This is a genomic window from Vitreoscilla sp. C1, from assembly GCF_002951955.2.
Lineage (GTDB): Bacteria > Pseudomonadota > Gammaproteobacteria > Burkholderiales > Neisseriaceae > Vitreoscilla > Vitreoscilla stercoraria.
The window spans coordinates 1,087,192-1,112,280 of the sequence record NZ_CP019644.2 but is presented as its reverse complement, the minus strand read 5'-3'; the positions used below and the strand labels follow the sequence as shown (position 1 = coordinate 1,112,280).

The following is a 25,089-nucleotide window of genomic DNA, read 5'->3' as shown; positions in this document are numbered from 1 at the left end:
GTTTATTCCTGTTCACCAGTCAATGGACGGGCTTCGGTCACCAACATAAAAGGAATGCCGTCTTTGATGGGAAATGCCAATTTATCACTTTGGCAAATCAACTCCTGCGCTTGTGCATCCCATTGCAATGAGCCTTTGCACAAAGGGCAAACCAAAATATCCAATTGAGCTTGTGTCATGATGTTCTTCCTTAAATAATCTGTGTTGGCGACAAAGCCAATTGATCCATAACCCAAGTCGCCAAATTGGGCATGATTGTAGCATTAATAGGCAAAACCCACACAGGTAATGGCAGCTCACCTTGCCATTTAATCGCATCTTTTTCAGTGGTAACGATGCCATCGATGCCTTCAGGTAAGGTATTCCAATCCAATAAACCATGGTCGGGCAAACGCTTAAGCGCATCAACCTTCACACCTACTTTTTGCAATGATTGTTCAAATTGTTCAGGCCGCCCTATGCCACACACCGCCAACAATCGTTTGCCTTGCCAAGCTTCTTGCGTATTCCAAGCATAAAGCTCACCTTCTGTAACCTTGGCTTGAAACAAAGCCACATTTGCAGATAGACCTAATTGCTGTTGCAATGCCTTCGCATCTTGCCAATCCTGAGTACGACTGACAATCACCGCATTCACGCTTTGCAAACGCGGCAATGCTTCACGCAATGGCCCATTGGGCAACACATCCAAAACCCTACCTACATCCTCACTAGGAAACACCACCAATTCCAAATCACGGCTCAATACATAATGTTGCAAACCATCGTCTGCCACAATCACATCCACTTGCGCTTGCGACAACAATAACGCCACCGCCTCCACTCTTTTGGACGCCACCACCATCGGCGCTTGGGTTTTTTTCACCAACAATAAAGGTTCATCACCAACATCAGCAGCATGACTGTCTTGATTCACCCAACACGCCTCCGAACTCTTGCGCCCATAACCACGGCTCACCAAGCCCACTTTCAAGCCTTGTTCTTGCAAAGCTTGGGTCAAGGCAATCACCATCGGCGTTTTACCTACGCCACCGACATGAATATTGCCCACCACCACAATCGGCACAGGCCATTTCATAACAGGGTGCTGTAAAAAATTTTGGTGGCGTTGCTGCGCAATCCGCGCAAACACGCAAGACAAGGGTTTGAGCACAGGCGTCAAATACCATTTGGGTTGCTGCCAATGTTCTTCAATCAAATAAGACATGTCATTACTTTGTTACAGGACGCTTGTAATGTAAAACAAAATTCAATATGACACAATTTCAAATCTCATTCGTCCCATACCAATATATTTGAAATAAGTAACATTTTTGCCAGCCCAACCATCCTCACATTCCAATAAGCCATCAGATGATTTGCAAAAGTTTCTCTGCTTCATTTCAATTTATTTAAATTTAATTAATGGTTTTAAAATCTCATTGTACTCATAAAAACAATAAAGTAAATTATCTTTCTTACATTGGAGTTGCTGCTTCGTTCCAGACAGAAATCCAATGGATGATGGATGATTGTTTGCTTTGAACCGATTGCAAAGGAAAATTTCCATGAATCATAAGCCACAGCAAGAACAACGCAATTTATACCAATACCAACCACAAACCCAACAAGGACAACAGCAACAGCAACAGCAACAGCAACAGCAACAGCAACAGCAACAGCAACAGCAACAGCAACAATAATACTCAAACACATAAAAATCATGCTTAAAATCCAAAAAGCCACCTATGAATATGAATATAGGTGGCTTTTTAACTGAAAATGCTGTTTGTAAATGAAATGGCTTGTTCTTTTCAATGAACACCTCGTCTAAAATTGCACATCAATAGTTTCCAAAATACTCAAAACGACTCAAAATGTTATCATTTCAAACAATCTGCCTTTTTCCAAACTTTTTCCCAAGCATGTTTAAATTTCCATGAGCGAACGCGATATTTTTATTACAGTAGTCGTCATTTTGTCGGCATTGTCGATTTTGACCACACCTTTTATGTTAATGAACCGAGGCAAAATCAAAAACGCAAAAATGCCCAAATCCCCGCTTCAAAATGCGCTGATTTGGGCCAGTAATTTGGCTTTGATAGTATTATTGGCTTGGTTGGCTTATTACTTTGGATTATTTACGTTTTGACTGCCTGATACGCCACATTGTCTAATAACTTGGTAAACCCAGCATTCGCTTGTAAACGTGTTGGGTAATAAATGAAATACGGTGGCAAATTCACACTGTATTCAGGCAATAAAACGTGTAAATGGCCTTGCTCTACCGCCGTACACACCAATTGCTCAGGCAAATACGCCAAGCCATAACCTGCAATTGCCGCATCCAAAGCTTGATGCATATTGCTAAACGTCAATTGACCATTAACATGGAGTTTGATTTCTTTTTTCTTGTGTAAAAAATGCCACGTCACCAACACACCACCTTGTGTGGGTGAGCGCAAATTGATACAAGTATGATTGAGCAAATCCTGAGGTTTTTTCAATACGGCATTGTTTTCCAAATAGCGAGGTGATGCAACCAAGCGCAAGGCAATGGGCGCGCTCACTTGCACCGTTTCCATGTCTTTGGCCAACAAGTCTCCACGCACCACTGCCGCATCGTATGGGCTTTTGTTCACGTCCACCACGCCATGATCGGAAATCAGCTCTAAATGCACTTTGGGATAATGCTGTAAAAATGGCTGCAATTTCGGCCACAACACATTTTGTATCGCAAAATCATCCGCCACAATGCGAATGGTACCGCTAGGCTTGTGTTTGTCATCCATAATTTGGGACAAGCCTTGTTGTATGTCTTCCAGTGCAGGACCGATTAAAGTGATGAATTGTTCACCCGCTTCGGTCAAATTGATGCTGCGCGTGGTACGGTTGAGCAGCTTCAAACCCAATTGCTGTTCCATTTTGCTGATGACTTGGCTTAACGAAGCTTGTGACATACCCAATGCCATTGCTGCACGGGTAATATTTTGCTCTCTGGCAACCACCATAAAAGCATGTAGGTTATTGAGTCTTTCTTGCATATTTACCAATCGGAGATAAAGAGTAAAAGACAAGCGGCCTGTATTTGCTATATTTAAAATTTGCTGCAAGCCATCATACCATTGCCATGACAGCTATGCTCCAATACATGCATCCAAAATAAAAAGCCATGCGTGCGTCAACCGACCACATGGCTTGTTTCATAATGCCCACTACATGCAATTACAATGCTTTTTCTGCATCAGCCAAACCGCGGCGAGCCAAAGCCAAGTTAGATTTGCTTTTGTCCAATACGGTGTATAAGAACAAACCATCGTGTTTTTGTACAGGACGCAACAAATGATATTGCTCACCCAAAGTAATCAAAATATCATCAATGATATCGTTCAAATTCAACAATTTCATGGTTTTCATTTTAGCACGAACCACTTCAGTATTACCCGCCGCTGCAATCTCCAAATCCAATGAAGAAGTACCACTACCAGCCAACAACATGCCACTAGCGTAATCTACTACAGCAGCTGCCAAAGCACCGTCTACCTTTAACAAAGCTTCAATTGTTTTATCGAAATTCATGATAAGCGTCCATGTTATTTATTGAGAATATGGATATATTGTAGGTAAAAAATTCAGACGATGCCAATCATTTCTAAGTGCTTATTTGCCCAATACCGCACTCATTAAATGCCTTTGTCTTAAAAAATCCATATTGGTATCCAAGCCCGAAAGAATGAATATATTTTAAATTGGTTATTTATTAGAATATTTTTTTAAAAATCAATCTTATTATTAGAAAATATTTCCAAAACAAGCACTATCGCCTTATTCATTTACAAGTTTATCAATTATTTTTTATTTATAACTATTTTTAAACAATCACCATTTGATAATTAAAAATGTTTGATAAATACAACACAGGTTTATCTCACCTTAAAAATACCAATACGCTTGCCCATTGGCGGATTTAACGGCATATTTAAACCTGTTTGATTTTTAAAAAAGAACCCTATCTATGCGCATTACCCTAATTGGTGCAGGCCGAGTCGCACACCATTTGGCAGTGGCTTTGTCTGCCCATCACGAAATTGTACAAATATTCAGTCGTTCTTTGACCAAAGCCCAAGCCTTAGCACAAAACGTTCAAGCCCAAGCTGTTAATGATTTAAGTTTATTAGAGTGCAATATCGACCTTGTCATCATTGCCATCAGCGACAGTGCTATTGCCGCGACCATTGAAACTGTCCATGCTTATATGCCCGATGTTTTGTGTGTGCATACTTCAGGCAGCACCGATATGGCTGTTTTAAACCAACACCACGCGCGTTGCGGCGTGTTTTATCCCTTGCAAACTTTCAGTTTTGAAAGCCACATTGCTTGGCACAACACCCCTTTATTGATTGAAGCGGCTCACCGCGATGACCAACAAACCTTATTAAAATTGGCACAATCACTGAGCGAGCGTGTGTATGTTTATGAGTCAAGCCAAAGATTGAGTTTGCATTTGGCGGCCGTTTTTGCATGCAATTTCAGCAATTATTGTTATGACTTGGCCAAGCAAGTGGTCGATGCCCGTGGCGTGGATTTTGCTTTGTTGGCACCATTGATGCTAGAAACCGCACACAAAGCCACGCAACACGAGCCACACACCGTACAAACTGGTCCCGCAAGGCGTCATGATGTCGGGATTTTAAATATGCACCAAGCCTTATTGGCGCAACTTCAACAAACCGACAGCGCACAAGTGTATCGTTTATTCAGCGAATTGATACAACAACGCCACCCACAATAAAACAAGCGTCCTGTAAGCTTTACAGGACGCTTGTTTCTCTCTTCCATTTTTTTATCGTACAAATGACATTGACGATTTTTCATTTTTGCCATGGAGATTACCATGATGTCCACATCCCTAGACTTGGCTTTGCGCCAACAACAAGCTGTGTATTGGCGCAACCATGTTTTGCGCACACACGACATCGCCGCCGTTACGCCAGCGGCCATCCACGACGCCGCCGCACGTTTGCAACGCTTTGCCCCTTATATCGCTCAGGTTTTCCCACAAACCCAAGCTACAAATGGCTTGATTGAATCGCCCTTACAAGACATTGCCGCCATGCAAAAAGCATTGCAACAAGTTACAGGACGCTTATTAATCAAGCGTGACAGTGATTTGCCTATTTCGGGCTCTATCAAAGCCCGTGGTGGTATTTATGAAGTGTTAAAACATGCCGAAACTTTAGCCTTGCAAAGCGGCAAACTGAGCTTAAACGATGATTACTCTGTGCTGGCACAAAATCATTGGCGTGAATTTTTCAATGGCTATCGCATCGCCGTCGGCTCTACGGGCAACTTGGGTTTGAGCATCGGCATTATGTCAGCACAATTGGGCTTTGAAGTCACCGTACACATGTCTGCTGATGCCAGACAATGGAAAAAAGATTTATTGCGTCAGCATAGTGTCATTGTGGTGGAATATGACGATGACTATGAAGCAGCAGTGGCTTCAGGCCGCTCATTGGCAGCGCAAGACCCATTGTGCCATTTTGTTGATGATGAGCAATCGACCGATTTGTTTTTCGGTTATGCCGTTGCCGCTGAGCGTTTACAACAGCAATTACAAGACTTGAATGTCAGAGTAGATGCCGAACACCCATTGTACGTTTATTTGCCTTGTGGTGTGGGCGGCGGTCCCGGTGGCGTGGCTTATGGTTTGAAACACTTGTATGGTGAACATGTTAAACCTGTGTTTGTGGAGCCCACTGCCGCACCATGCATGTTGTTGTCGATTGCCACCGAGCAACACGAAGCCATCAGCGTCGCCGATATCGGCTTGGATGGTAAAACAGCCGCAGATGGCTTGGCTGTGGGTCGGGCATCGGGCTTGGTGTCACGCTTAATGAGCGACCGTTTGCATGCATTAAGCACTGTTGCCGATGATGATTTGTATCGCTACGAAGCTTTGCTGTGGCAACAAGAACAATGTTTCATTGAGCCCTCAGCAGCGGCAGGTTTCGCCGCTTACCAAATGCAAATGGCACAAACAGACACGCCAGCAACAGCCACGCACATTGTTTGGGCGACAGGTGGCTCTATGGTGCCAGAAGCTGAGCGAGTAGATTATTTGGCTTACGGCATGTCATTGTTAAAACAAGATTAAAATAACAAAAAAAGCGTTTGGTCAACTTATTCAAACGCTTTTTCAATGCATTTATTATTCAAATAGCATATTTACCACACGCCGAAGTCTTTGCACGACAGCAGCCACAATCAACTTCATTCCCAAAAGATTCATTCTGGTTTTAGTTTATAGGCATTTAAAATCAATGCTTTCAAGCATTTAAACTCAATATATTTTTTAAGCATACCACAACACTTTTCAAGCTAAGCCGCAAAGTTTTGATTTACATCATATTCCAATCATTCCTTTGTCATCATTATGCTAAATCATCCTGCAACAATACGGACTTATCGTAATTCCAAAAAAGGAACTGTCTCATGAATGAACAAAACAAATTCAATCAATTGTTGTCACGTATGCAAGACGATGCCGATTTACAAAACAAATTCCTCAGCAACCCAAGCGCCGTATTACAACATTTAGACATTCCCATCATCGACAATTTGCGCTTTCCAAAAGCCCTCAGCGACAATGAACTAGAAACCAATATTCTAAACACTTTAACCTTGGAGCAAACCACGCCACCGAACGATCCAGCCATCACGATGACCAAACATTGGTGGGGCATTAATATCCAATGGAGCGAACAATTTACCAGTGATTACATCAACAATCTGGTTAAATTGCATCACATGCAAGAACAATTCACTTTAGCAGCCCAAACCGCCAAATTGCATAGCATAGACGAAACCCTCACCCGCGCCTTTGCCATGGCATTCATGGCCAAATCAGTGGATATTCGCATGACCAACAAGAAAAAAGGCGTTCATTGGCCGATTACTTGGCGACAAATGGCTTTGATTGTGGCGCAACCGAATGTCATTGGTGCTTTGGCTTATACCCATCCTTTACACAATTAACAGCCATCACTACACCTAAACCAACCTACAAAAACAAATCCAAGCTGACTCTATTATCCAATACCACAGGCATCATGATTCAAATTGTATTTTTACAAATTTCTGTAACAAACCGCTCATGACTGCTCAGGTATTTTGCCTTGAGGCTTACTCTGAATAGCCAAATGAGCCCTAAAAACAAAATCAGAATGCTTCGTTGGTATTGGAAATGATTCAAGGTCAAACCATGGTCGCTTAAGCTTGGCAGCCAATTGATTGCACGCTATCTAAAACGGAATGAAATAATGTGCATTTCAAACCAAATGTTTGTGTTGTTGGATTTCTTTGGGTGTGAATTGGTAGGTTTGCTTGAACAAACGCGTAAAATGAGATTGGTCATTAAAACCACTTTGATACGCAATTTCTGTAATAGACAAAGAGTTTGTTTGTGACAAAAGCTCAAAAGCATAACGCAGACGTTGTTTTTGAACAAATTGCGTAAATGTAATATCTTGATTTTTGAATAAGTTATGTATATATCTCAGCGAGATACCGCAAGCTGTCGCCACGGTTTGCGGACTTAAACCCGCGTCCTGTAAATGGTGCAAAATGTGATTTTTAACTTTATACAATTGCGCTTCACGAATACTGCTTTCTTCGCTGAACACGATGCGATTGTCTTGTTGTAAAACTTGTGCAAACAGTGTGAGCAAATAATCACTGTAAAAATGTTCTTGAGTGCGATTTAAGCGTCCTGAAAGCAATTCCTCACCCAATAAAGACACATTCTGACTGAACAATCTGCCTACGCCATTCAAACCATCAAATGCCATCGCAGTATAAATCTCTGGACATGGTACATATTTTTGTAACAATTTTGAAGGGACTTTCACCACCCACATCATATTGTCTTGTGCATGTTCAAATAAATATGGATCGTTGGCGTGTTGTAATAAAATATGCCCTTGTTCACACGTCACATCACGATGGCATTGCTGCATGTGTAAGCGACTGGACAAAGGCAAGGTAATCAAAAAATAAGATTCCACCGCAGACGCTTTGCTGCGTAAATATTGGATAGGTGAAGACTGTAAACAAGAAAAACCCAAGGTATCGAGCGTTTCATCACACAAACGTCCTGAACCCGTTTTGGGGGATTGAAAGGTGACGTTCAAATCAAAATACGTGTGGCTGACTCGCTTTTGCCAATCCAAATTGCCTAAAATCAAAGGTTGCATTTCATGCAAATAATGGGGGGTGTTCATCGATAACATCATCCAGTCCTCAATAGCCTGAAAAATCCAAAACCCAAGCCATGCAAAATACATGACTTGGGTGTTTAAGATAATGGATTATGCTGCTTTTGTCAGGTGGTAAGTGCCTGATTTATGTAAATTGGCTGTCCATCCTTGCTTTAACAACAAAGTGGTGGTCGGCTCTTGAATCACCGCAGGTCCTTCAATCATCGCACCGGCTCCCAAAGCTGAGCCATCATAAATAGGGGTTTGCTGCCATTCATAACTGTGTGACAAAATCATTGGACGGTGCCCAATAATCGTTTCATTGACCGCAACGGTAGCATCTGGAATTTCAGCAATGTGTGGTTTATTGATTAAGCCACGGATCATCACCTCCACATTGACCAACTCAACGGTGCTACTGCGTTCTGAATAAGTGAACAAAGCTTCATGACGCTTATGAAAATCATTCAAAATCACTGCCATGGTGTCATGGTTAATGTCTTCATTGCCAATGGCAACATTGCATTCATGTACTTGACCGACATAACGCATTTCCATGCTGCGTTCAATGACAATGCGATCATCGGTAAAACCGTCGGCTTTGAGTTTTTCACGCCCTTCGGCTTCCAAACGTGCCAAGGTCGCATTCAAATCACTGTAATCGACGTTGTTCTCAATCAACATTGTTTGGGTGGCCAAATAATTGTATTTGAAGTCTGAAATGATTTGACCAAATGCACACAAACCTGAGGCAAATTTCGGTACCAAAACAGAATGAATACCCATGTCTTCGGCCAATTCAATGATGTGCATGCCAGCAGCACCTCCGGCACAAACCAAACTGAAATCGCGCGGATCATAGCCTTGCTCGATGGTAATGCGACGGATGCCATTGGCCATGTTTTGATTCACAATGGTACTGATGCCATAAGCGGCATGTGCCAATTCAATGTTCAATGGGTCAGCCACATGGTATTTAATCGATTTTTCAGCCTGCTCTTTGCACAAATGTACCTTGCCACCCAAAGAAGCATTGGGATTCAAATACCCTAAAACCACGTTGGCATCGGTGACAGTTGGTTTGTCACCACCTTGTTGGTAGCAAGCAGGACCAGGGAAGGAACCTGCGCTGTGTGGACCCACTTCCAACATACCAAACGAATTAACATGTGCAATCGAACCACCACCAGCACCCAAAGTTTCGACATGAATCATCGGTACACCAATGCGATTGCGCAAAAAGTCGATGTCACGATTCAAGCTGGTGTGTCCATCTTTGGCCATCGTAATATCAAATGAAGTCCCGCCCATGTCTACCGTAATCACATTGTTGATACCAAAAGGTTCAGCAATGAATAAGCCCGCTTGCGGCGCGGAAGCAGGACCTGAATTGATGGCATTGACCGCACGCTCACGCATTAATTCACCGACTGCCAAACCACCATTGGATTGAAAATAACGCACAGGCTGCATCGCACCCAAAGATTTGAAATAATCATCAATTTTAGCCACATATGCACTCATCACTGGACTTAAATAAGCATTCACAATCGTGGTAGAAGTGCGCGTGTATTCTTTGATTTGCGGATACACTTCATGTCCGCAACAAATAAATACATCTGGCAAATGTTGTTCAATCAATTGGCGTGCGCGTTTTTCATGCGCTTCATTTTTAATCGACCACACAAAAGAAATCGCCACGCTTTTAACTTCTGCGGCTTTGAATACTGCAATGGCAGCCATAATATCGTCTTCATTTAATGGCTCGTGTTCTTGACCTGTCGCCAAAATACGACCACGTACAGGACAACGCAATTCTCGTGGTGCCAATTGCGGTGCAGGCGGGTAAGAGGCATCGTAGCGATAACCTTCTTCTTTGTGACCCAAACGAATTTCAATGCTGTCTTCATGTCCTGCCGTACACAACAAACCGACTTTCACGCCTTTGAATTCAATCAACGCATTCAATGCAACCGTCGTGCCGTTGATGCACAAATCACAACTTTGTACCAACTCTTCAATGCTCATATTGGTGTGTTCGGCCAATTGTTTCAAACCATCAGAAATGGCTAAAGTACCATCTTGTGGCGTCGACAAACTTTTGCACAACAAAACCTTGCCTTCAGAATTGGACAAAATAAAATCGGTAAAAGTACCGCCTGCATCAACGCCTAAGCGAAAAGTATGTTTCATCTTTAATATCCTCAATAATGGTTAAGCAACAATGGTTTGAGCTTGGCGCAATGTGGCTGTTTGAGCTTCATTGACGGAATCTGTTTCTGCATCGATGACCACGCCATAATCCAAACGAGCCCCTTCTATCGAAATCAAACCTTGTTGCCAATCCTTCAACACCGCATTGACAGGACGGGTAAACGCATTGCCAAAACCACCACCACCTGGATTGGTATTGCGTGCCCGTTGTCCTGGCTTAATATGAGTCAATGTATTTTGAATGTAGCTTTTGCTCACTTGATCGCCTTGTAAAATTTCCAAGCGACCTAATTTTGGTTCTAATAAAGTATTTTGAGCTTCAGAAGCGCCCATGGTGGCAATTTGTCGACCTTCACCAAAAGCAATGACCGTCATTTCATGGTCCAAAGGTTCCACTTCCCAAACTGTACCGGAGCCCCCACGATAAAAACCAGCCCCGCCACTGTCTTGTGCCAAACCATAGCGGTGTATCAAAATAGGATATTGGTATTCCAATAATTCAATGTCACCTGAAGACAAGGCACCAAAACAACACAAAGGACCACATGCATGCCAGCCGTCCATTTGCTGTGTGGCACCTGCGCCTGAAATAATCGATGCCAAAACCATGGTGACGTATTGTTCACCTGTGCGTGGGTCAATGCCTGCAATATTAATGCCTGATGCATGTCCCCAAGATGCCGTCACACGTTCAGGCGCAGCTGCTTCAAATGCTTTGCGCACCGCATCGGTTAGCGTTTCCATAGGCGTGGTGGTGCAATTGACATGAGGTGCAGGTTCTTGTGCATTGCAAAGTGTGCCTTTGGCACCCAAATCAACCGTCACACAACGGTACAAACCTTCGTTATACGGCGGCGGTACTTGGGCAAACATCATCACACCCAAATAAATGCCCGACATCGAATTGCCTTCATACGAATTGATGAAATACGGCACTTGTGGCGGGCTTTCAATTTGAATGTGTACAGTGTCATCTTTGATTTCAATGTCAGCGGTAATGGTCAACTCACCCAAACCGTGACCTGAGTCTTCCAATACCGCTTCACCACGATAATGACCATCAGGAATGGAGCTGATTAAAGAACGCATGTGGCTGTCTGCCATGTTTTTCAACTCTGCAATCGCCGCACGAACAGTTTCCAAACCATATTTGTCAATTAATGCCAACAAATTGCGCTCGCCGACACGACAAGCACCCAATTGTGCATTCAAATCGCCTTCTTGATTGCGACGCGCGCGCATGTTTGACATGATTAAATTGATGACATCATCACGACGTTCGCCTTTGTCCCACAATTTGACAGGCGGAATGCGCAAACCTTCGGCATAAATTTCTTTAGCATCAGGATTGTATCCTGCTGGAACGGGACCACCAATATCGGTCAAATGCCCTTTACACACTGCCCAAAACACCAGCTCGCCCTTGTAAAACACAGGCTTATACATACAACAATCCAAAATATGACTGCCTGCATAAACTGGATCATTGTGATAAATCACATCACCTTCATGGATATTGTCACCAAAATAATTGGCAACGGCTTTCATCGCAGGAATCAAAGAACCCAAATGAATCGGAATGTCTTGTCCTTGTAAAATCATCTCAGGATAGTGGTCAAATAAAGCATTGCTGTAATCGTGCGCCAAATTGAATACACTTGAACGACCTGTTTTTTCTAAAGTAATGGTCATTTCACGTTGGGCAGTTTCTAAAGCGCCACGGACTACCGATAAGGTAATCGGGTCTATGCCAGAGGTGGTGTGCATGTTCAACTCCAATGTGCGTTGTCAAAAAGTGTCTGACAACCATAAATTGATGCACATCCAGCGTCTTGACTGAAGGTGTAACTGTGCCCTATGGAATGCACTGTTAGTCGAAAAAAAATTATTTTTATCAAAACAAAAAACAAGCTTACTGCAATAGCAAACTTGTTTTGTTAAGAAATTTTATTATATTTATAAAGAAACAAATATTTCTAAAAAAATCATAAATTTTATGGATTAAAAATGACATTTTTATGGATTAAACCATACAGGACGCTTGTATCTGAAAATGTTCATCTTTCGTTCCAATATGAGAATCATCATGGCTCGTCATACAACAAAACCTGATATTGCTATTTATTCAGGAAGCAAGCCTGCCATACGCATTAACCATTTAAAAAAAGAGGCCACGAGACTGAACCCCATTAAACTCATGAACCAAATGGCAATGAGCCAAAAAAAAGGTTTCATCTGATTAATGTTCATAGCCACTCTCCTTGACCTTGCCTCTGAATACATAATAACTCCAAGCGGTGTAAGCCAAAACAATGGGTAAAATCAACAGTGTTCCCAATGCCATGAATCCTTGGCTAGCCAAGCCTGAAGATGCTTGCCAAATGTCGATCGAAGGGGGAATGATATGTGGCCAAACACTGATGCCCAATCCACTGTATCCTAAAAAAATCAAACCCAAGGTACACAAAAATGGCAAAACATCTCTTTGTTTTTTTATGGATTGGATTAACACAACGGCAGTCAAAACACACAAAATCGGCACAGGCATAAACATCCAAAATTGAGGCTGTCCAAACCAACGCTGTGCAATGGTGTCATTTAACAAAGGCGTGTAAATACTGATGCATAGCATCATGATTAACAAAACCATAACCAAATACCGACTCCATTTTTGCGCCAATTGACGTAACACGCCATCTGTTTTCAATAGCAACCACGTTGCGCCCAATAAGGCATAAGCTGCCAACAAACCCATTCCACACAACAATGTAAATATGCTAAACCAATCAAACATACCTCCTGTGTATTGACGGTTGGTGACACTGGTGCCTTGTACCAATGCACCGACTACCATGCCTTGGCAAAATGTGGCCATCATCGAACCCGTCACAAACGCTTTGTCCCACAACGCTTGGTGATTTGGGTTGGCTTTAAAGCGAAATTCAAACGCCACCCCTCTAAAAATCAAAGCAATGAGCATCAGGCTCAATGGCATCATTAAAGCTTCTAAAATGACAGCATAAGCCAAAGGAAAAGCCCCAAACAAAGCCGCACCACCAAGCACCAACCACGTTTCATTGCCATCCCATACAGGCGCCACCGTATTGACCATCATGTCTTTTTGCTGCCGATTGTGCGCAAACGGTAACAAAATGCCGATTCCCAAATCAAAACCATCCATGATGATGTACATCCCAGTACCGAAGATGATGATGAGAAACCAAATGAAAGTTAAGTCCAAACCCATGTTTTGCTCCCTAATGATTGCGTGTGTCGTTATCAGCAAGCTCATTTGTTTCTAAGCGTCCTGAAAAAGACCATGTTGGTTGAAGATTTTGAGGAAGACTTGGCGGTCCTTGCACCAACAAACGCCATAAGTAATAACAGCCCATACCGAAAACCGAACAATAAACCACAATGAATACAATTAAGCTGATGGTCATTGGCAGTTGACCATGGTTGGAAACGGCATCGGCCGTGCGTTGTACACCATAAACAACCCAAGGTTGACGCCCGACTTCAGTGGTGAACCAACCAGCCAGCACCGCTAACAATCCAGATGGACCCATATAAAAAGCAAAGCGTAAGAATTTGGGACTGTGTTGCCATTGCTTTTTACGCAAGCAGTTTCCCCAAATGGTCAATACCAACATCAACATACCCAAACCCACCATGATGCGAAACGACCAAAATACAATGGTGGCATTCGGACGGTCTTCTGGCGCAAACTCAGTCAAAGCAGGTACTTGTTTGTCCAAACTGTGTGTCAAGATGAGACTGCCTAATTTGGGAATTTCCAAAGCGTAATGGGTTGTTTCCTCTTCCATATCAGGCCAACCAACCAATTTTAATGGTGTAGGCTCATGACCATGGTTGTGAAAATGACCTTCAATGGCTGCGATTTTGGCAGGTTGATATTGAAGGGTATTCAAACCGTGTAAATCACCCATCAAAATCTGTACAGGCACCAATACCGCCAATAAACCCAGACCCATAGAAAGCATTTTGCGACCAGCGGCCTGATGTTGTTGTTGGCGCAAATGCCAAGCAGCGGTGGCAATCACAAACAAGGCGCTGCAAATGTAAGCAGCAATCGTCATATGAAGCAAACGGTATGGAAACGACGGATTGAAAATAATCGCCATCCAATCAGTGGGCACAACCACACCATTTTCAATCACAAAACCTTGCGGGGTTTGCATCCAAGAATTGGAGGCTAAAATCCAAAAAGTGGACATCAAAGTACCCAAAGCAACCATACAGGTGGCAAAAAAATGTAATTTAGGACCAACTTTATTCCAACCGAATAACATGACACCTAAAAAGCCTGCTTCTAAGAAAAAGGCCGTCATCACTTCATAAGTCAATAAAGGCCCTGTCACGCTGCCAGCAAATTGTGAAAAACCACTCCAGTTTGTACCAAACTGAAAAGCCATTACCAATCCAGAAACCACACCCATCCCAAAATTGATGGCAAAAATCTTCGACCAAAACAAATAAAGCTGTCTGTAAAGCGGTTGCTTGGTTTTCAAATAACAAGCTTCTAACACAGCCAAAAAACTGGCCAAGCCGATGGTGATAGATGGAAAAATGATGTGAAAAGACACGGTAAAAGCAAATTGTATGCGTGCCAAAAGCAACGCATCCCATTCAAACATAGTAAATCCCCTTTGAATTTCAAATCGTCAATACAAATTTGACTAAAATCAACCGATCAGGGTTATTATTAAAAAATGAATGATTTTTCACAATGCGACATATTGTCGCACTTGAATTTTAGTTTTTTATTTTCAATGGATTGCGTGAATGAAAAGTTTGTTGATAGATCAAGTGCGGTTGGCAAATGCCAATCTCAAGCTTCGTTGGCTTTGGTCACTGGCTGCTCTAGGAATGTGGATATTGTGCTTGGGTTTGAATATTCCATTGCCGCATCTCTTAATTGCGCAAGCATGGTTGACATTGATACTGGGCAATATTTTATTGTCGGTTTATCAAAAACACGATGCTTACCAACCTTATTGGGCCGTGGTATTAGGTTTGTGTTTGGATTGGTGGGTATTGACGGAATTTTTATTTTTTACAGGTGGCGCCAGCAATCCACTGATTTTTTTGTATTTGATTCCAGTTTTATTTGCAGCTTTAATGTGCCAATATGTTTTTGCCATTGGCATGGCAATCGCCAGTGTGTTGGCTTATGGAATCATGTATGTTTGGTATTTACCTTTAATCAGCCATCACTGGCTACATCAAAACATTCAATTGCATTTTTTAGGCATGTGGCTGACCTTTGGTATCAGTATCAGTATGATGACTGCTGCTGTGACATGGCTGATGGCTGATTTAAAACAACGAGATCGTTTACTCAGAGAAGCAGATCGCAACCAAATGCGTGATGAAAACATATTGTGGTTGGGTATGAATGCGGCTAATTTGGCACATCAATTGTCAACGCCTTTGAATAACTTGTATTTATTAGTCGGAGAATATCGAGCCAAAAGCAGCTCTGAAGATTTGGAAGACTTGGATTTAATGCAATTGCAATTGGATGAATGTACTCAAATTTTACATCAACTACGTGAGCAACAAGAAATCAACCATCAACCTACTGTATTCGATCAAGTCTTAGAACAACATTTGAATCAATGGCGCAATTTGCGCCCGCAAGTGGTGGTACAGTGGCAATATTTTCATAAAAATACACAAAAAGTCATCCTAGATCCTTTGTTTTGGCCGGCATTGTTCAATATTTTGAATAACGCAGCAGATGCCGGTGAAAATCAAGTGAGCTTGGATACGCGAATAGAAAAAGGATGGTTAACCGTCCATGTTATCAATGAAAAAGGTTCACTGACTGAGCACTATTTTTACCAAGAAGGTCTGCAAGTACAAGCGACCCAAAAGCCAGCAGGATTGGGCTTGGGGATACAATTGTCCCATGCAACTCTTGAAAAAATGGGCGGAAGCTTGAATTTGTTTAATCGACCACAAGGAGGGGTACAAGCTGTTATTTGTGTACCGATTACAGAATTATGAGCCAATATGTTTTAATTGACGACAATCCAACCTTTTCACGCTTACTCCAACGCAGTATGCAACGCTTAGGTCATACATTAATATGTTGCCATACCACAGAAGAAGCATTGCAATTAAAAGAAGCGGGCGACGGCATTATTTTAGATTTAAATTTGGGGGCAGAAAGTGGCTTAAAATTATTGCCCATTTTACACGCCCAATTTCCAAACACTCCCATTCTCATTTTGACGGGCTATGCCAGTATCAACACTGCTGTGAGTGCCATTAAATTAGGGGCTTGTGAATATTTGCCTAAGCCTGTTGATGTTGAAACCATTTTAAATTGTTTTATCCAGCCAAATAAAGATGAAAATTTGCTCATTGAAACGCCTTTGGAAGCAGATCCATTGTCATTAAAACGTTTGACTTGGGAGCATTTACAACGGGTTTTAGAAGAAAATCATGGCAATATTTCTGCTACTGCCCGAGCCTTAAATATGCATAGGCGCACCTTGCAAAGAATGTTACAGAAACATCCTGTTAAAAAATAATCCTTATCTGAAAACTGCTCACGCAAACACTAAATCCGTTCTCTTCCTACTCGTGAACTTGAGCCAATCTGGAACGGCATCTGCAATCAAAAACATGCTATCTAAACTCAATTGGCGCCATCCAGTTGAGTTTAAAACGTACAAATCAGCACCATTCAAAAACAAATTAACCCTATTGCGTTATTTTGCATTTTCATGACTCAATCACCAAGCGTCCTGTAAAAAAAGTTTACAGGACGCTTGATTAACTTTGTAAGCTTGAATTTATAAAATACAAAATAACCCTATGATTACAATTATTTAAAAACCAAACCAACAATCGCGACATCGTAAACAACCGCTGTGACCACTTCCTATTTTTTCATGTGACAGATGACTGGCTGCCAATCCTATTTGATAGAAAGGTGCGCGGTTGCTTGAACGATGATTCAACGAAGATAGATTTGAGGTAAGGTTCCACACCGATATATCGAAATGATGTCTTGATTATTATGATTGCTTGTCAAGGATGAGCCAAAGTTACACAATACTGGAATTCAAAGAGATATGTATGATGACTCCTAAACCAACAAATACTTGTGAGATGAGTAATTTCAACAGTTTTAGTCAGCTGCGTGAAACAGGTCTTTCATCGAATATGAATGGGATTACGTTTACACATTGTAAACCCAATTATCATGTTGGAATTTTCCCTCATTGCAATGGTTATACTGACTTATACCGATTCAATCGCATCGTATTGTTTCGTAATAATTATTCATCTAATACAGCGCAACATCTGATTAATGAAAAAAACCTACTCAACTTCGGTATTAACATCACCATCAAAGGCCGTTTTGATTTTCACTTTCCAGATTTGCACACCGATATTTCAGTTTTCCCTATGCAAGTATGGCTGCGTCGTGGTTGCTTGGGTGTTGTCGAAGCTGACATACCCAACCAAACAATCATTCAAAGTGTGGGTTTAGATTTTGATGTACAACTATTGGAACAATTGCTTCCTGATAAGGCAGTGAACGAAATCAGCCAGTTTTTCTTGGCTAGCCCTGACCAAGCAGCCGTACAAATCATGCGCAAACCTCCCCCTGTCTTATTTTTACTCGCAGAACAATTGCTCGACTTACCGCATGGAAGCAATGAATTCGATTTATTGAAAATCGAATCCATATCATTGAATTTACTCACGCATCTCTTCGCTGATCAGACGCATCATTACCACTCGGTGCCAACACAAATTGTCATGGCGCAACACATCTTAGATACAGAGGTCATACAAAATCACACGATTCGGCAATTGTCCAAACAAGTAGGTTTAAACGAATGCGATTTAAAAAAGCAGTTTAAACATCACACAGGCTTGACCATTGCGTCTTATGCCAAGAAAGCCAAAATGGAAACGGCACTGGTCTTGTTAAGTTCTGGCATGCGTCCTATTAAAGTAGCCAATCATTTGGGTTACTGTAATCTTCATTATTTTACTAAAGTCTTTACCACCTACCATGGTTATACGCCAAATAGCCTAATGGATGAATGAAAATAATTTCCTAATAAATCAAATAGTTTCCCGAATTTTTAAAATTGTTTCCATTTTTTATGTTATTGATATTGATTATCAATAACATTGAAAAGATAATTCATACATCTTGTCTATTGAATTGTTAACAAATGTTTAACCCCGCCCCAAAAACCATTTACTTTAGCTTATTACTGGCATTTTCTGGCATGAGCCACGCTGTGGATTTACAGCATGACAATGATGCTACTGATACAGAATTATCCGAAATCATAGTGACCTCCCGAGGTGTGCAAGAAAAAAGCTTGGATGCCCCATTAACCGTTCACACCTTAAGCGGTACAGAAATCAATCGCCGCCAGTTCACCAACGTACAAGATAGTTTGAAACACATACCTGGCGTGGACATCCATGATGGTGGTGATCCTGGTATGAGTTATATGTGGATACGCGGTGTTGGCGCGGTGAGCCACACCAGCTTGGATGATAATTCTGTCGGTATCCGTATTGATGGTGTGAATCAAGGTTTATTGGGCTTGGCCAGCGGCCTGTATGACATAGAACAGTTGGAAGTCGCCAAAGGTCCTCAAGGTACGTTGTTTGGTAGCAGCTCCGAAGCAGGCACTGTCAATGTAAAATCGCGCAACCCTACTCCTTATTTTGGTGCCAATATGGAAGTCGGCTACGCCAACAACCAACAGCGCAGCCTTAAAGGCATGGTCAACATTCCGTTGGCAGAAGATTGGGCGTTTCGCTTGGCAGGCAGCAGCGTCTGGCAAGACAATTATGTGATGGAACGCACCACAGGAGATGCCGTCAATCAACAAAAAAACCAAAGTGTGCGCGGTAAATTATTGTGGACTCCTAAAGACCACACCCAAATCATGTTGACAGGGCATCATTCGGAATTGAACAATTTTATGCCGATGGTGATGACAGGTCCATTTGTCAACAATGACAGTTATCTAACCTTAGGCGATATTCCCCATTATTCCAAACGCCAAACTTCGGGTGTGGATTTGGATGTGAACCATCAATCAAATCACTTCCAAATCAACTCTAAAACGGCTTATTTACACCATCAAGGTGATGCCTCTCGCGCTTTGTATGCATTGGAGTACCTTGGCAAAGCCATGCCACAAATGTTGCCGTATTTCAGCATTCCGGCCAACAATTTAAACCAACAACAAGAAGAAAATCGCAATTTTGAACAAGAAATCACTTTGAGCTCTTTGCCTGAAAGCGAAGTGAAATGGATTGGTGGCGTGTATTATGGCCGCTTTGACCGTGATTTTAACTATGCATGGTCAGGGCAAGGTGAATATGCGCGTCAATATGTGCACAACAATATGGCATTGTTTGGTGAAGTCACTTATCCGTGGACCAGCAAACTTTCCAGCATCACAGGATTGCGCGTGGCGCATGACACCACTCGCTACCATGCGGATTATCAAAAAGGCCATGTCAACAGCCAAGACAATCAAAAATTCAGTGATACCACGCTTACAGGACGCTTGGGTTTGGATTATGCCTTTACACCCAATTGGCATGTATATGGCACGTATTCACGGGGTCACAAACCTGCGGGATACAACGACTATGGCACCCAAGTTTCCAAAGGCAAACAAGACTTGCCTTACGATGCAGGCCATATTGATGCCTTTGAATTGGGCTTGAAAGGTGGTGCATCTGACGGTCGCTGGGGCATGGCGTTGGCTTTATTTCACAATCAAATTAAAAACGACAAATTGTCAGTTTATGTCTTGCCCGATTATGTCACTGAAAGCTTCAACGTAGACACCCAATCGCAAGGCATCGAGTTCAGTGGTTTTATCAAACCACACCCTTATTTCAATCTGAAATCCAGTTTGAGTTTTATCGATGCCAAAGTCACTTCTACGCCAGATGACCCAAGCATCGTCAGCACCAGTGTGACCACCAAAAATGGCAATCGCATTCCTGAAGTACCGCGTTTTGCTGCCAGTTTGGGCATGGAATACAAGCGACCTGTAGCCATTTCTTTCTTAAAGAAACCGCAAGCATTTGCAAATGTGGATTTACGCTATGTCGGCTCACGCCCCGCCTAAGCCGATAATAAATTGCAATTGAAATCGTATACATTAGTGGATGCGGCATTGGGCATTCAAGACCAACAGCATGAATTGTCTTTATGGACCAAAAATCTGACCAATGAGCGTTACATGACTTACGCCATGATGCAAGGCACATATGAATTGGGAATCCAAGCTCAAGGTCGCAGTGTTGGTGTGAAATACAAATACGAGTTTTAAGGAAGAAGATGTTGCAATACCCCCAAACACGCGCCCATTCGGTATGGTATTTGTTTTGTAGCTTATACATCACCCAATACATCGGCATAGGCTTTATCAGCGTGGCTTTGATCGCCATATTGCGCCAACAAGAGGCTATAGCTTAAGTCAATTGGCGATGGTGCAATTGATGGCCTTGCCAGCGGCATTGAAATTTTTGTGGGCACCTGTGATTGACAGTTGGGGGCATACGTCCCGTGCCCACTACAAAAATTGGTTGTTGCTGGCACAAGCGAGCATGGTATTAACCTTGTTTGGCGCTGGCTTTTTACAGCCCGCTGTCCATTTACACGCCTTGCTGCTGGTCTTATTTTGCTTTGCAATCTTAACAGCCACCCAAGATCTGGCTTTGGATGCTCTCAGTTGTAAAGTATTTACTGTGAATCAGCGTGCCTCTGTGTCTTTGTTACAAGTAGGCTGCGGCCTGATTGGCAACATGATCGGCGGCGGTTTGGTGTTGATTTTGTATCCCGATTGGGGATGGAAAATGTGCTTAATGGTGATGGCGGTACTCACCAGTTTGGCATGGCTGCAATTGGTCTTTTTTCCAGAACCTTCGGCAGCAAAAATCCAAACCAACACCCTCTATCACAGTGCAAAACAATGGTTTGCCGTGTGGAAAGGCAACCGAGGCTGGCTCATTTTGCTGTTGTTATACCCGTTTGGCTTTATGCCGATTTTCAGCATTTTAACCCCCAATTTGGTAGACCATGGCTGGGCCTTACCTGATATTGGTTTCGCCATCAAAGTATTTGGTTCTTTGGTCGGCATTGGCGCGGTTGTACTGGCTAAATTTTGGTTTCAACGCCACAGCCGCGTGCGCAATGTCCAAAATACCTCTTTGTTACAAGCAGTGTGCTTAGTGGCATTAATTCCACCTGCATTGGGATTTACAGGACGCTTGTGGGTATATGTCGGTGTGTTTGGCTATTTCATCAGTTTGCCTTTGCTGTATGCCAGCATTACGGCTGTGATGATGGATAAAGCATCTCAAACCGATGCCCCAGCCACAGCCTATACCATACAAAACGCATTACCCATGTTGGTTGCTTTTATTGCCGCTGCTCTGAGCATGTCATTGGCGCAACATTTTGGTTATGCCTTTGTCGCCATTTTGGCGGTCACTTGTTCGGCTACCGCAGCTGTATTATCCCGTTTTGTCTTGTCTTCTCTTTCAAGTAAACCTCATGAATCCTAAACAACACACTCCCATCACTGACTTTGATGCCAAAATAGACATCATCGATCATTTAAACGATGACCATCAAACCGAATTATTGGCCATCGCACAAGCCCATGGCCATGCTGATGCCTGCGCAGCCAAACTCTTGGATATTTTTGTTGAAGGTTGTTATTTGGCAATTGATTCATCGCCTAACGCCACTGAGACCGAAGTATGGATACCGTTTGTACTCAGAGGTGATTTGGAAGAGCAAATCCTGTATTTGGCATACAGCGCCATGGTGAAACAAGGTAAATCTTTGCATCACAATCAAAAACAGTATTTTGAGGTGTTAGGGCAAACCATGGTATCACCGCATATGTTGCGCCTGTATTTAAAAACCTCTCAACCGTTACCGCCCAACGCACCGGGCTTTGCATGGTTATTTTCTTTAAAAGTACTCAATGCTAGCCCTAATGGTGACTCTGAAAAAAACAGCCTCATCCAGCGATGGTTTCAGCGCATATTTATGCATGTATTGCCGCATCTATCGCAGCAAAGGCGAGAAAAAATCATGTTTTCCATGGTGAAAGACATGCGTTATTACACTTTGCGTAAAGTAGAATATCGTGAAGATAATGAAATAGCATGGGTAGACATATATCTGCATGGTACGACTGCTGGAGGCGAATGGGCAAAATCTCTGCAAAAAGGCGACATCATACACAGTACATCTGAATATACAGAAGCAACAGACCATTTGCATCAAGGTCAAACGCTGCTGATGGCAGATGAAACCTCATTGCCAACTGTGATGGCTTTGTTAGAGAACTGGCACAATCCAATTCCACCTATTTTAATCAATGTGTTACAGGACGAAGCTGAACATGCCTATATCAACCAGATAGATGTTCCTGCGGGTACAGGCTTATACTATATCGACTCTAACAGTGCTTTTTTAGATCAGGCAATCATTGATCTTATTGATTCACTCCCTAAAATAGAGGCGGCGTGGGCTGCACTTGAAAATACTTTGGCCAAGAAAATACGCAAGCATCTGCGCGAAAATCATCAATTACTGGGCACAAAAAATCGAGTCAAAGGCTATTGGACCAAGCGTTAATTTTCCTTCAACATTTGTGCGCTATTTTGGCTCATTTTGTCACCAATGCTCATCGGTTTCCCCAAAATCATGAGCACTGAGTTTCATTAAAGCGCCTCAAATGTTGGTATATGATAGAAAGACCGCTTTGACAGTTTGCAATTTGCCAATTTTTTGTTAATCAGATGGGATATGGTTTCACTGTAAACAAGAATTTCTCAGGTATAAAGCCGATACATTGTGCAAAAACTAAACCATGACAGTTTTAAAGCGTCCTGTAACGTTTTCAGCACACTTTTTCAATACAAAAAATGCACTGTTTATTTAAAGCAGTGCATTTTTCATTTGAGTTGCATGATTCAGAAATCAGACTTTCAATTAACACAAATCCAATAATTGCATAGGCGTATCGATTACCACATCAGCAGGCCAATTGGCTGTGTCATCATCCGCATGAATGTAACCCCAAGACACCAATACCGTTTTCATGCCCGCATTTTTACCCGCGATCATATCCCGCTGCGCATCACCCACATACAAACACGCTTGAGGATTTACACCGATTTGCTCACACGCATACAACATTGGCTTCACACTGGGTTTGGCTTCGCCTGTGGTATCGCCACTGACTTCCACATCAGGCGCGACACTGAAACCCAAGCTCGGTACCAAACGATGGGTGAATGTGTGCGGTTTGTTGGTAATGATGCCCCATTTCAAGCCACGCGCTGCAATCTCTGCAATCACTTCATTAATGCCCTCAAACAAAACCGTGTCTTGGTCAAAACATTGCTCATAAGTATCCAAATACTCTTGGCGCAAAGCAGCATGATTTGGATGGGTTTTATCCATATTCATACCCAATTTCAATAAGCCACTGGCACCATGACTGGCTACAGGACGGATGTCATCCATCGCCACTTCAGGCAAATTTTTACTGCGCAACATCGTGTTCAATGCGCCGCCCAAATCCAAAGCCGTATCTGCCAACGTGCCATCTAAATCAAACAATACCGCTTCTATTTTCATATTCATCCTCATACACGGCTCAAAGCCTGTTTCCATTGCGGTGGGTGTTGCTCTTGTGCGGCCTGAAAGTCTTGTAACAGTGCCAATTCAAACGCACTGAAACCCGCTCGCTCACGCGCTTCCATATTCAAATGTCCCCGAAACAAAAACAAATCATAACGACGTATCAAATCTTGAAACACTTGCAAAGCATCTAAACCACGCTGCTGACACAAATAATGGTACCAATCATTGCCCACTTTCACATGCCCCACTTCATCGCGGTAAATGATATCTAACACTTGGCAGGTTGCAACATCGCCTTTTTGCTCGATTTTAGCACGCATCGCAGGCGTGACATCCAAACCGCGCGCTTCTAGCACTCTTGGCACCAAAGCCATGCGCAACAAAGGATCGTAAGCAGTTTTATATGCCATGTCCCACAAATGATTGTGTGCTTCAAAATCACCATAATCAAAACCATGCGCTTGCAAACGCTCTCGCATCAAATCAAAATGCAAAGCTTCTTCAGATGCCACACGCAACCAATCCAAAGTAAACGCTTGGCTGATGTGGCGAAAACGATAAGCGGCATCCAAAGCCAAATTAATCGCATTGAATTCAATATGCGCCACGGCATGTAATAAAGCGGCATAACCTTCAGGCGTGTTCATTTTGCGGTGTTTGACGGCTTTAGGCTCCACCAATACAGGACGCTTGGGTTGTCCTGCCCGCGCAAAATCTTCAATAGGCGTATTTTCATCCCATCTCAAAGCTTGCTCGACACTGGCTTGATACAAAGCTTGGGTCAACACACATTTTCGGACGGGCTCACATTCTAATAATGCTTCATGTAAGCAAGCATAAACAGGCAACACCATACGTCCTTCAAATTTATTTTTTCAAAGCCAATATTTTAACCTGTTTGGTTCTGTCTGATTGAGGAATTTCAATCAAAAA

Annotated in this window: 24 protein-coding genes; 13 read left to right on the top strand and 11 right to left on the bottom strand. The window is 42.5% G+C overall.

Features of this window, described 5'->3' with window-relative positions:
- Positions 1-2 precede the first annotated feature (2 nt).
- Together ADP71_RS05410 and lpxK are read right to left on the bottom strand one after the other, a co-directional pair.
- Complete coding sequence (locus ADP71_RS05410; RefSeq protein ID WP_104931677.1) at positions 3-179, bottom strand: Trm112 family protein; 177 nt, start codon at positions 177-179, stop codon at positions 3-5.
- Between the two features lie 11 nt (positions 180-190).
- Complete coding sequence (gene lpxK, locus ADP71_RS05405; RefSeq protein ID WP_104931676.1) at positions 191-1,207, bottom strand: tetraacyldisaccharide 4'-kinase; 1,017 nt, start codon at positions 1,205-1,207, stop codon at positions 191-193.
- Between the two features lie 340 nt (positions 1,208-1,547).
- Between lpxK and ADP71_RS13115 the strand changes: the two genes are divergently transcribed.
- Positions 1,548-1,682, top strand: coding sequence for a hypothetical protein (locus ADP71_RS13115; RefSeq protein WP_257793070.1), 135 nt, complete (start codon positions 1,548-1,550; stop codon positions 1,680-1,682).
- 438 nt (positions 1,683-2,120) lie between these two features.
- On the opposite strand, the gene ADP71_RS05400 is transcribed toward ADP71_RS13115, so the two are convergent.
- Together ADP71_RS05400 and ADP71_RS05395 are read right to left on the bottom strand one after the other, a co-directional pair.
- Positions 2,121-3,023: a LysR family transcriptional regulator gene (locus ADP71_RS05400; protein WP_171460953.1), complete on the bottom strand. Its 903-nt coding sequence runs from the start codon at positions 3,021-3,023 to the stop codon at positions 2,121-2,123.
- Between the two features lie 181 nt (positions 3,024-3,204).
- A complete protein-coding gene (locus ADP71_RS05395) occupies positions 3,205-3,558 on the bottom strand; it encodes a hypothetical protein (RefSeq protein WP_019959391.1) in 354 nt (117 codons plus the stop codon).
- Between the two features lie 436 nt (positions 3,559-3,994).
- Between ADP71_RS05395 and ADP71_RS05390 the strand changes: the two genes are divergently transcribed.
- From ADP71_RS05390 to ADP71_RS05380, 3 genes are all read left to right on the top strand, one after another.
- Positions 3,995-4,771 (top strand): Rossmann-like and DUF2520 domain-containing protein, encoded by a 777-nt coding sequence (locus tag ADP71_RS05390; protein WP_104931673.1) that lies wholly within the window; start codon positions 3,995-3,997, stop codon positions 4,769-4,771.
- Positions 4,772-4,873: 102 nt separating this feature from the next.
- Entirely contained in the window at positions 4,874-6,136 is a 1,263-nt protein-coding gene (locus ADP71_RS05385; protein WP_104931672.1) for a D-serine ammonia-lyase, read from the top strand.
- A gap of 338 nt (positions 6,137-6,474) precedes the next feature.
- A complete protein-coding gene (locus ADP71_RS05380; protein WP_019959388.1) occupies positions 6,475-7,017 on the top strand; it encodes a hypothetical protein in 543 nt (180 codons plus the stop codon).
- Between the two features lie 293 nt (positions 7,018-7,310).
- On the opposite strand, the gene ADP71_RS05375 is transcribed toward ADP71_RS05380, so the two are convergent.
- The 3 genes from ADP71_RS05375 to capB all read right to left on the bottom strand — a co-directional run bounded on the left by ADP71_RS05375 (position 7,311) and on the right by capB (position 12,218).
- On the bottom strand, positions 7,311-8,261 hold the full coding sequence (locus ADP71_RS05375; protein ID WP_169708884.1) for a helix-turn-helix domain-containing protein: 951 nt from the start codon (positions 8,259-8,261) through the stop codon (positions 7,311-7,313).
- An 87-nt stretch (positions 8,262-8,348) separates the two neighbouring features.
- Positions 8,349-10,430: a caprolactamase subunit alpha gene (gene capA / locus ADP71_RS05370; RefSeq protein ID WP_104931669.1), complete on the bottom strand. Its 2,082-nt coding sequence runs from the start codon at positions 10,428-10,430 to the stop codon at positions 8,349-8,351.
- A 21-nt stretch (positions 10,431-10,451) separates the two neighbouring features.
- The gene (gene capB, locus ADP71_RS05365) at positions 10,452-12,218 is read right to left on the bottom strand and encodes a caprolactamase subunit beta (protein WP_104931668.1); all 1,767 of its coding nucleotides are present in this window, start codon (positions 12,216-12,218) and stop codon (positions 10,452-10,454) included.
- A 319-nt stretch (positions 12,219-12,537) separates the two neighbouring features.
- Here capB and ADP71_RS13000 point away from each other — a divergent pair, with 319 nt between their 5' ends.
- Positions 12,538-12,690, top strand: coding sequence for a hypothetical protein (locus ADP71_RS13000; RefSeq protein WP_019959384.1), 153 nt, complete (start codon positions 12,538-12,540; stop codon positions 12,688-12,690).
- On the opposite strand, the gene cydB is transcribed toward ADP71_RS13000, so the two are convergent.
- On the bottom strand, positions 12,691-13,698 hold the full coding sequence (gene cydB / locus ADP71_RS05355) for a cytochrome d ubiquinol oxidase subunit II (protein ID WP_104931666.1): 1,008 nt from the start codon (positions 13,696-13,698) through the stop codon (positions 12,691-12,693).
- A 10-nt stretch (positions 13,699-13,708) separates the two neighbouring features.
- On the bottom strand, positions 13,709-15,109 hold the full coding sequence (locus tag ADP71_RS05350) for a cytochrome ubiquinol oxidase subunit I (RefSeq protein ID WP_019959382.1): 1,401 nt from the start codon (positions 15,107-15,109) through the stop codon (positions 13,709-13,711).
- Positions 15,110-15,257: 148 nt separating this feature from the next.
- Here ADP71_RS05350 and ADP71_RS05345 point away from each other — a divergent pair, with 148 nt between their 5' ends.
- The 8 genes from ADP71_RS05345 (at position 15,258) to ADP71_RS05310 (ending at position 23,142) form a co-directional block, all read left to right on the top strand.
- On the top strand, positions 15,258-16,484 hold the full coding sequence (locus ADP71_RS05345) for a sensor histidine kinase (RefSeq protein WP_019959381.1): 1,227 nt from the start codon (positions 15,258-15,260) through the stop codon (positions 16,482-16,484).
- On the top strand, positions 16,481-17,014 hold the full coding sequence (locus ADP71_RS05340; RefSeq protein ID WP_019959380.1) for a response regulator transcription factor: 534 nt from the start codon (positions 16,481-16,483) through the stop codon (positions 17,012-17,014). The genes ADP71_RS05345 and ADP71_RS05340 overlap by 4 nt, the downstream gene beginning before the upstream one ends.
- 550 nt (positions 17,015-17,564) lie before the next feature.
- Positions 17,565-18,548, top strand: a complete 984-nt coding sequence (locus tag ADP71_RS05335) for a helix-turn-helix domain-containing protein (protein WP_158667132.1) — start codon at positions 17,565-17,567, stop codon at positions 18,546-18,548.
- Between the two features lie 131 nt (positions 18,549-18,679).
- Entirely contained in the window at positions 18,680-20,614 is a 1,935-nt protein-coding gene (locus ADP71_RS05330) for a TonB-dependent receptor (protein ID WP_104931662.1), read from the top strand.
- A 12-nt stretch (positions 20,615-20,626) separates the two neighbouring features.
- Positions 20,627-20,818 carry a TonB-dependent receptor gene (locus ADP71_RS05325; protein WP_104931661.1) on the top strand — a complete coding sequence of 64 codons (192 nt, stop codon included), beginning with the start codon at positions 20,627-20,629 and terminating at the stop codon, positions 20,816-20,818.
- Positions 20,819-20,826: 8 nt separating this feature from the next.
- Positions 20,827-20,964, top strand: coding sequence for a hypothetical protein (locus tag ADP71_RS05320; protein WP_158667131.1), 138 nt, complete (start codon positions 20,827-20,829; stop codon positions 20,962-20,964).
- An 11-nt stretch (positions 20,965-20,975) separates the two neighbouring features.
- On the top strand, positions 20,976-22,055 hold the full coding sequence (locus ADP71_RS05315; RefSeq protein ID WP_104931660.1) for an MFS transporter: 1,080 nt from the start codon (positions 20,976-20,978) through the stop codon (positions 22,053-22,055).
- Positions 22,045-23,142: a siderophore-interacting protein gene (locus ADP71_RS05310; protein WP_158667129.1), complete on the top strand. Its 1,098-nt coding sequence runs from the start codon at positions 22,045-22,047 to the stop codon at positions 23,140-23,142. Before ADP71_RS05315 ends, ADP71_RS05310 begins: the two co-directional genes overlap by 11 nt.
- Before the next feature lie 357 nt (positions 23,143-23,499).
- On the opposite strand, the gene ADP71_RS05305 is transcribed toward ADP71_RS05310, so the two are convergent.
- Entirely contained in the window at positions 23,500-24,150 is a 651-nt protein-coding gene (locus ADP71_RS05305; RefSeq protein ID WP_019959375.1) for an HAD family hydrolase, read from the bottom strand.
- A gap of 8 nt (positions 24,151-24,158) precedes the next feature.
- The gene (locus ADP71_RS05300) at positions 24,159-25,010 is read right to left on the bottom strand and encodes a ferritin-like domain-containing protein (RefSeq protein ID WP_019959374.1); all 852 of its coding nucleotides are present in this window, start codon (positions 25,008-25,010) and stop codon (positions 24,159-24,161) included.
- Positions 25,011-25,089 lie beyond the last annotated feature (79 nt).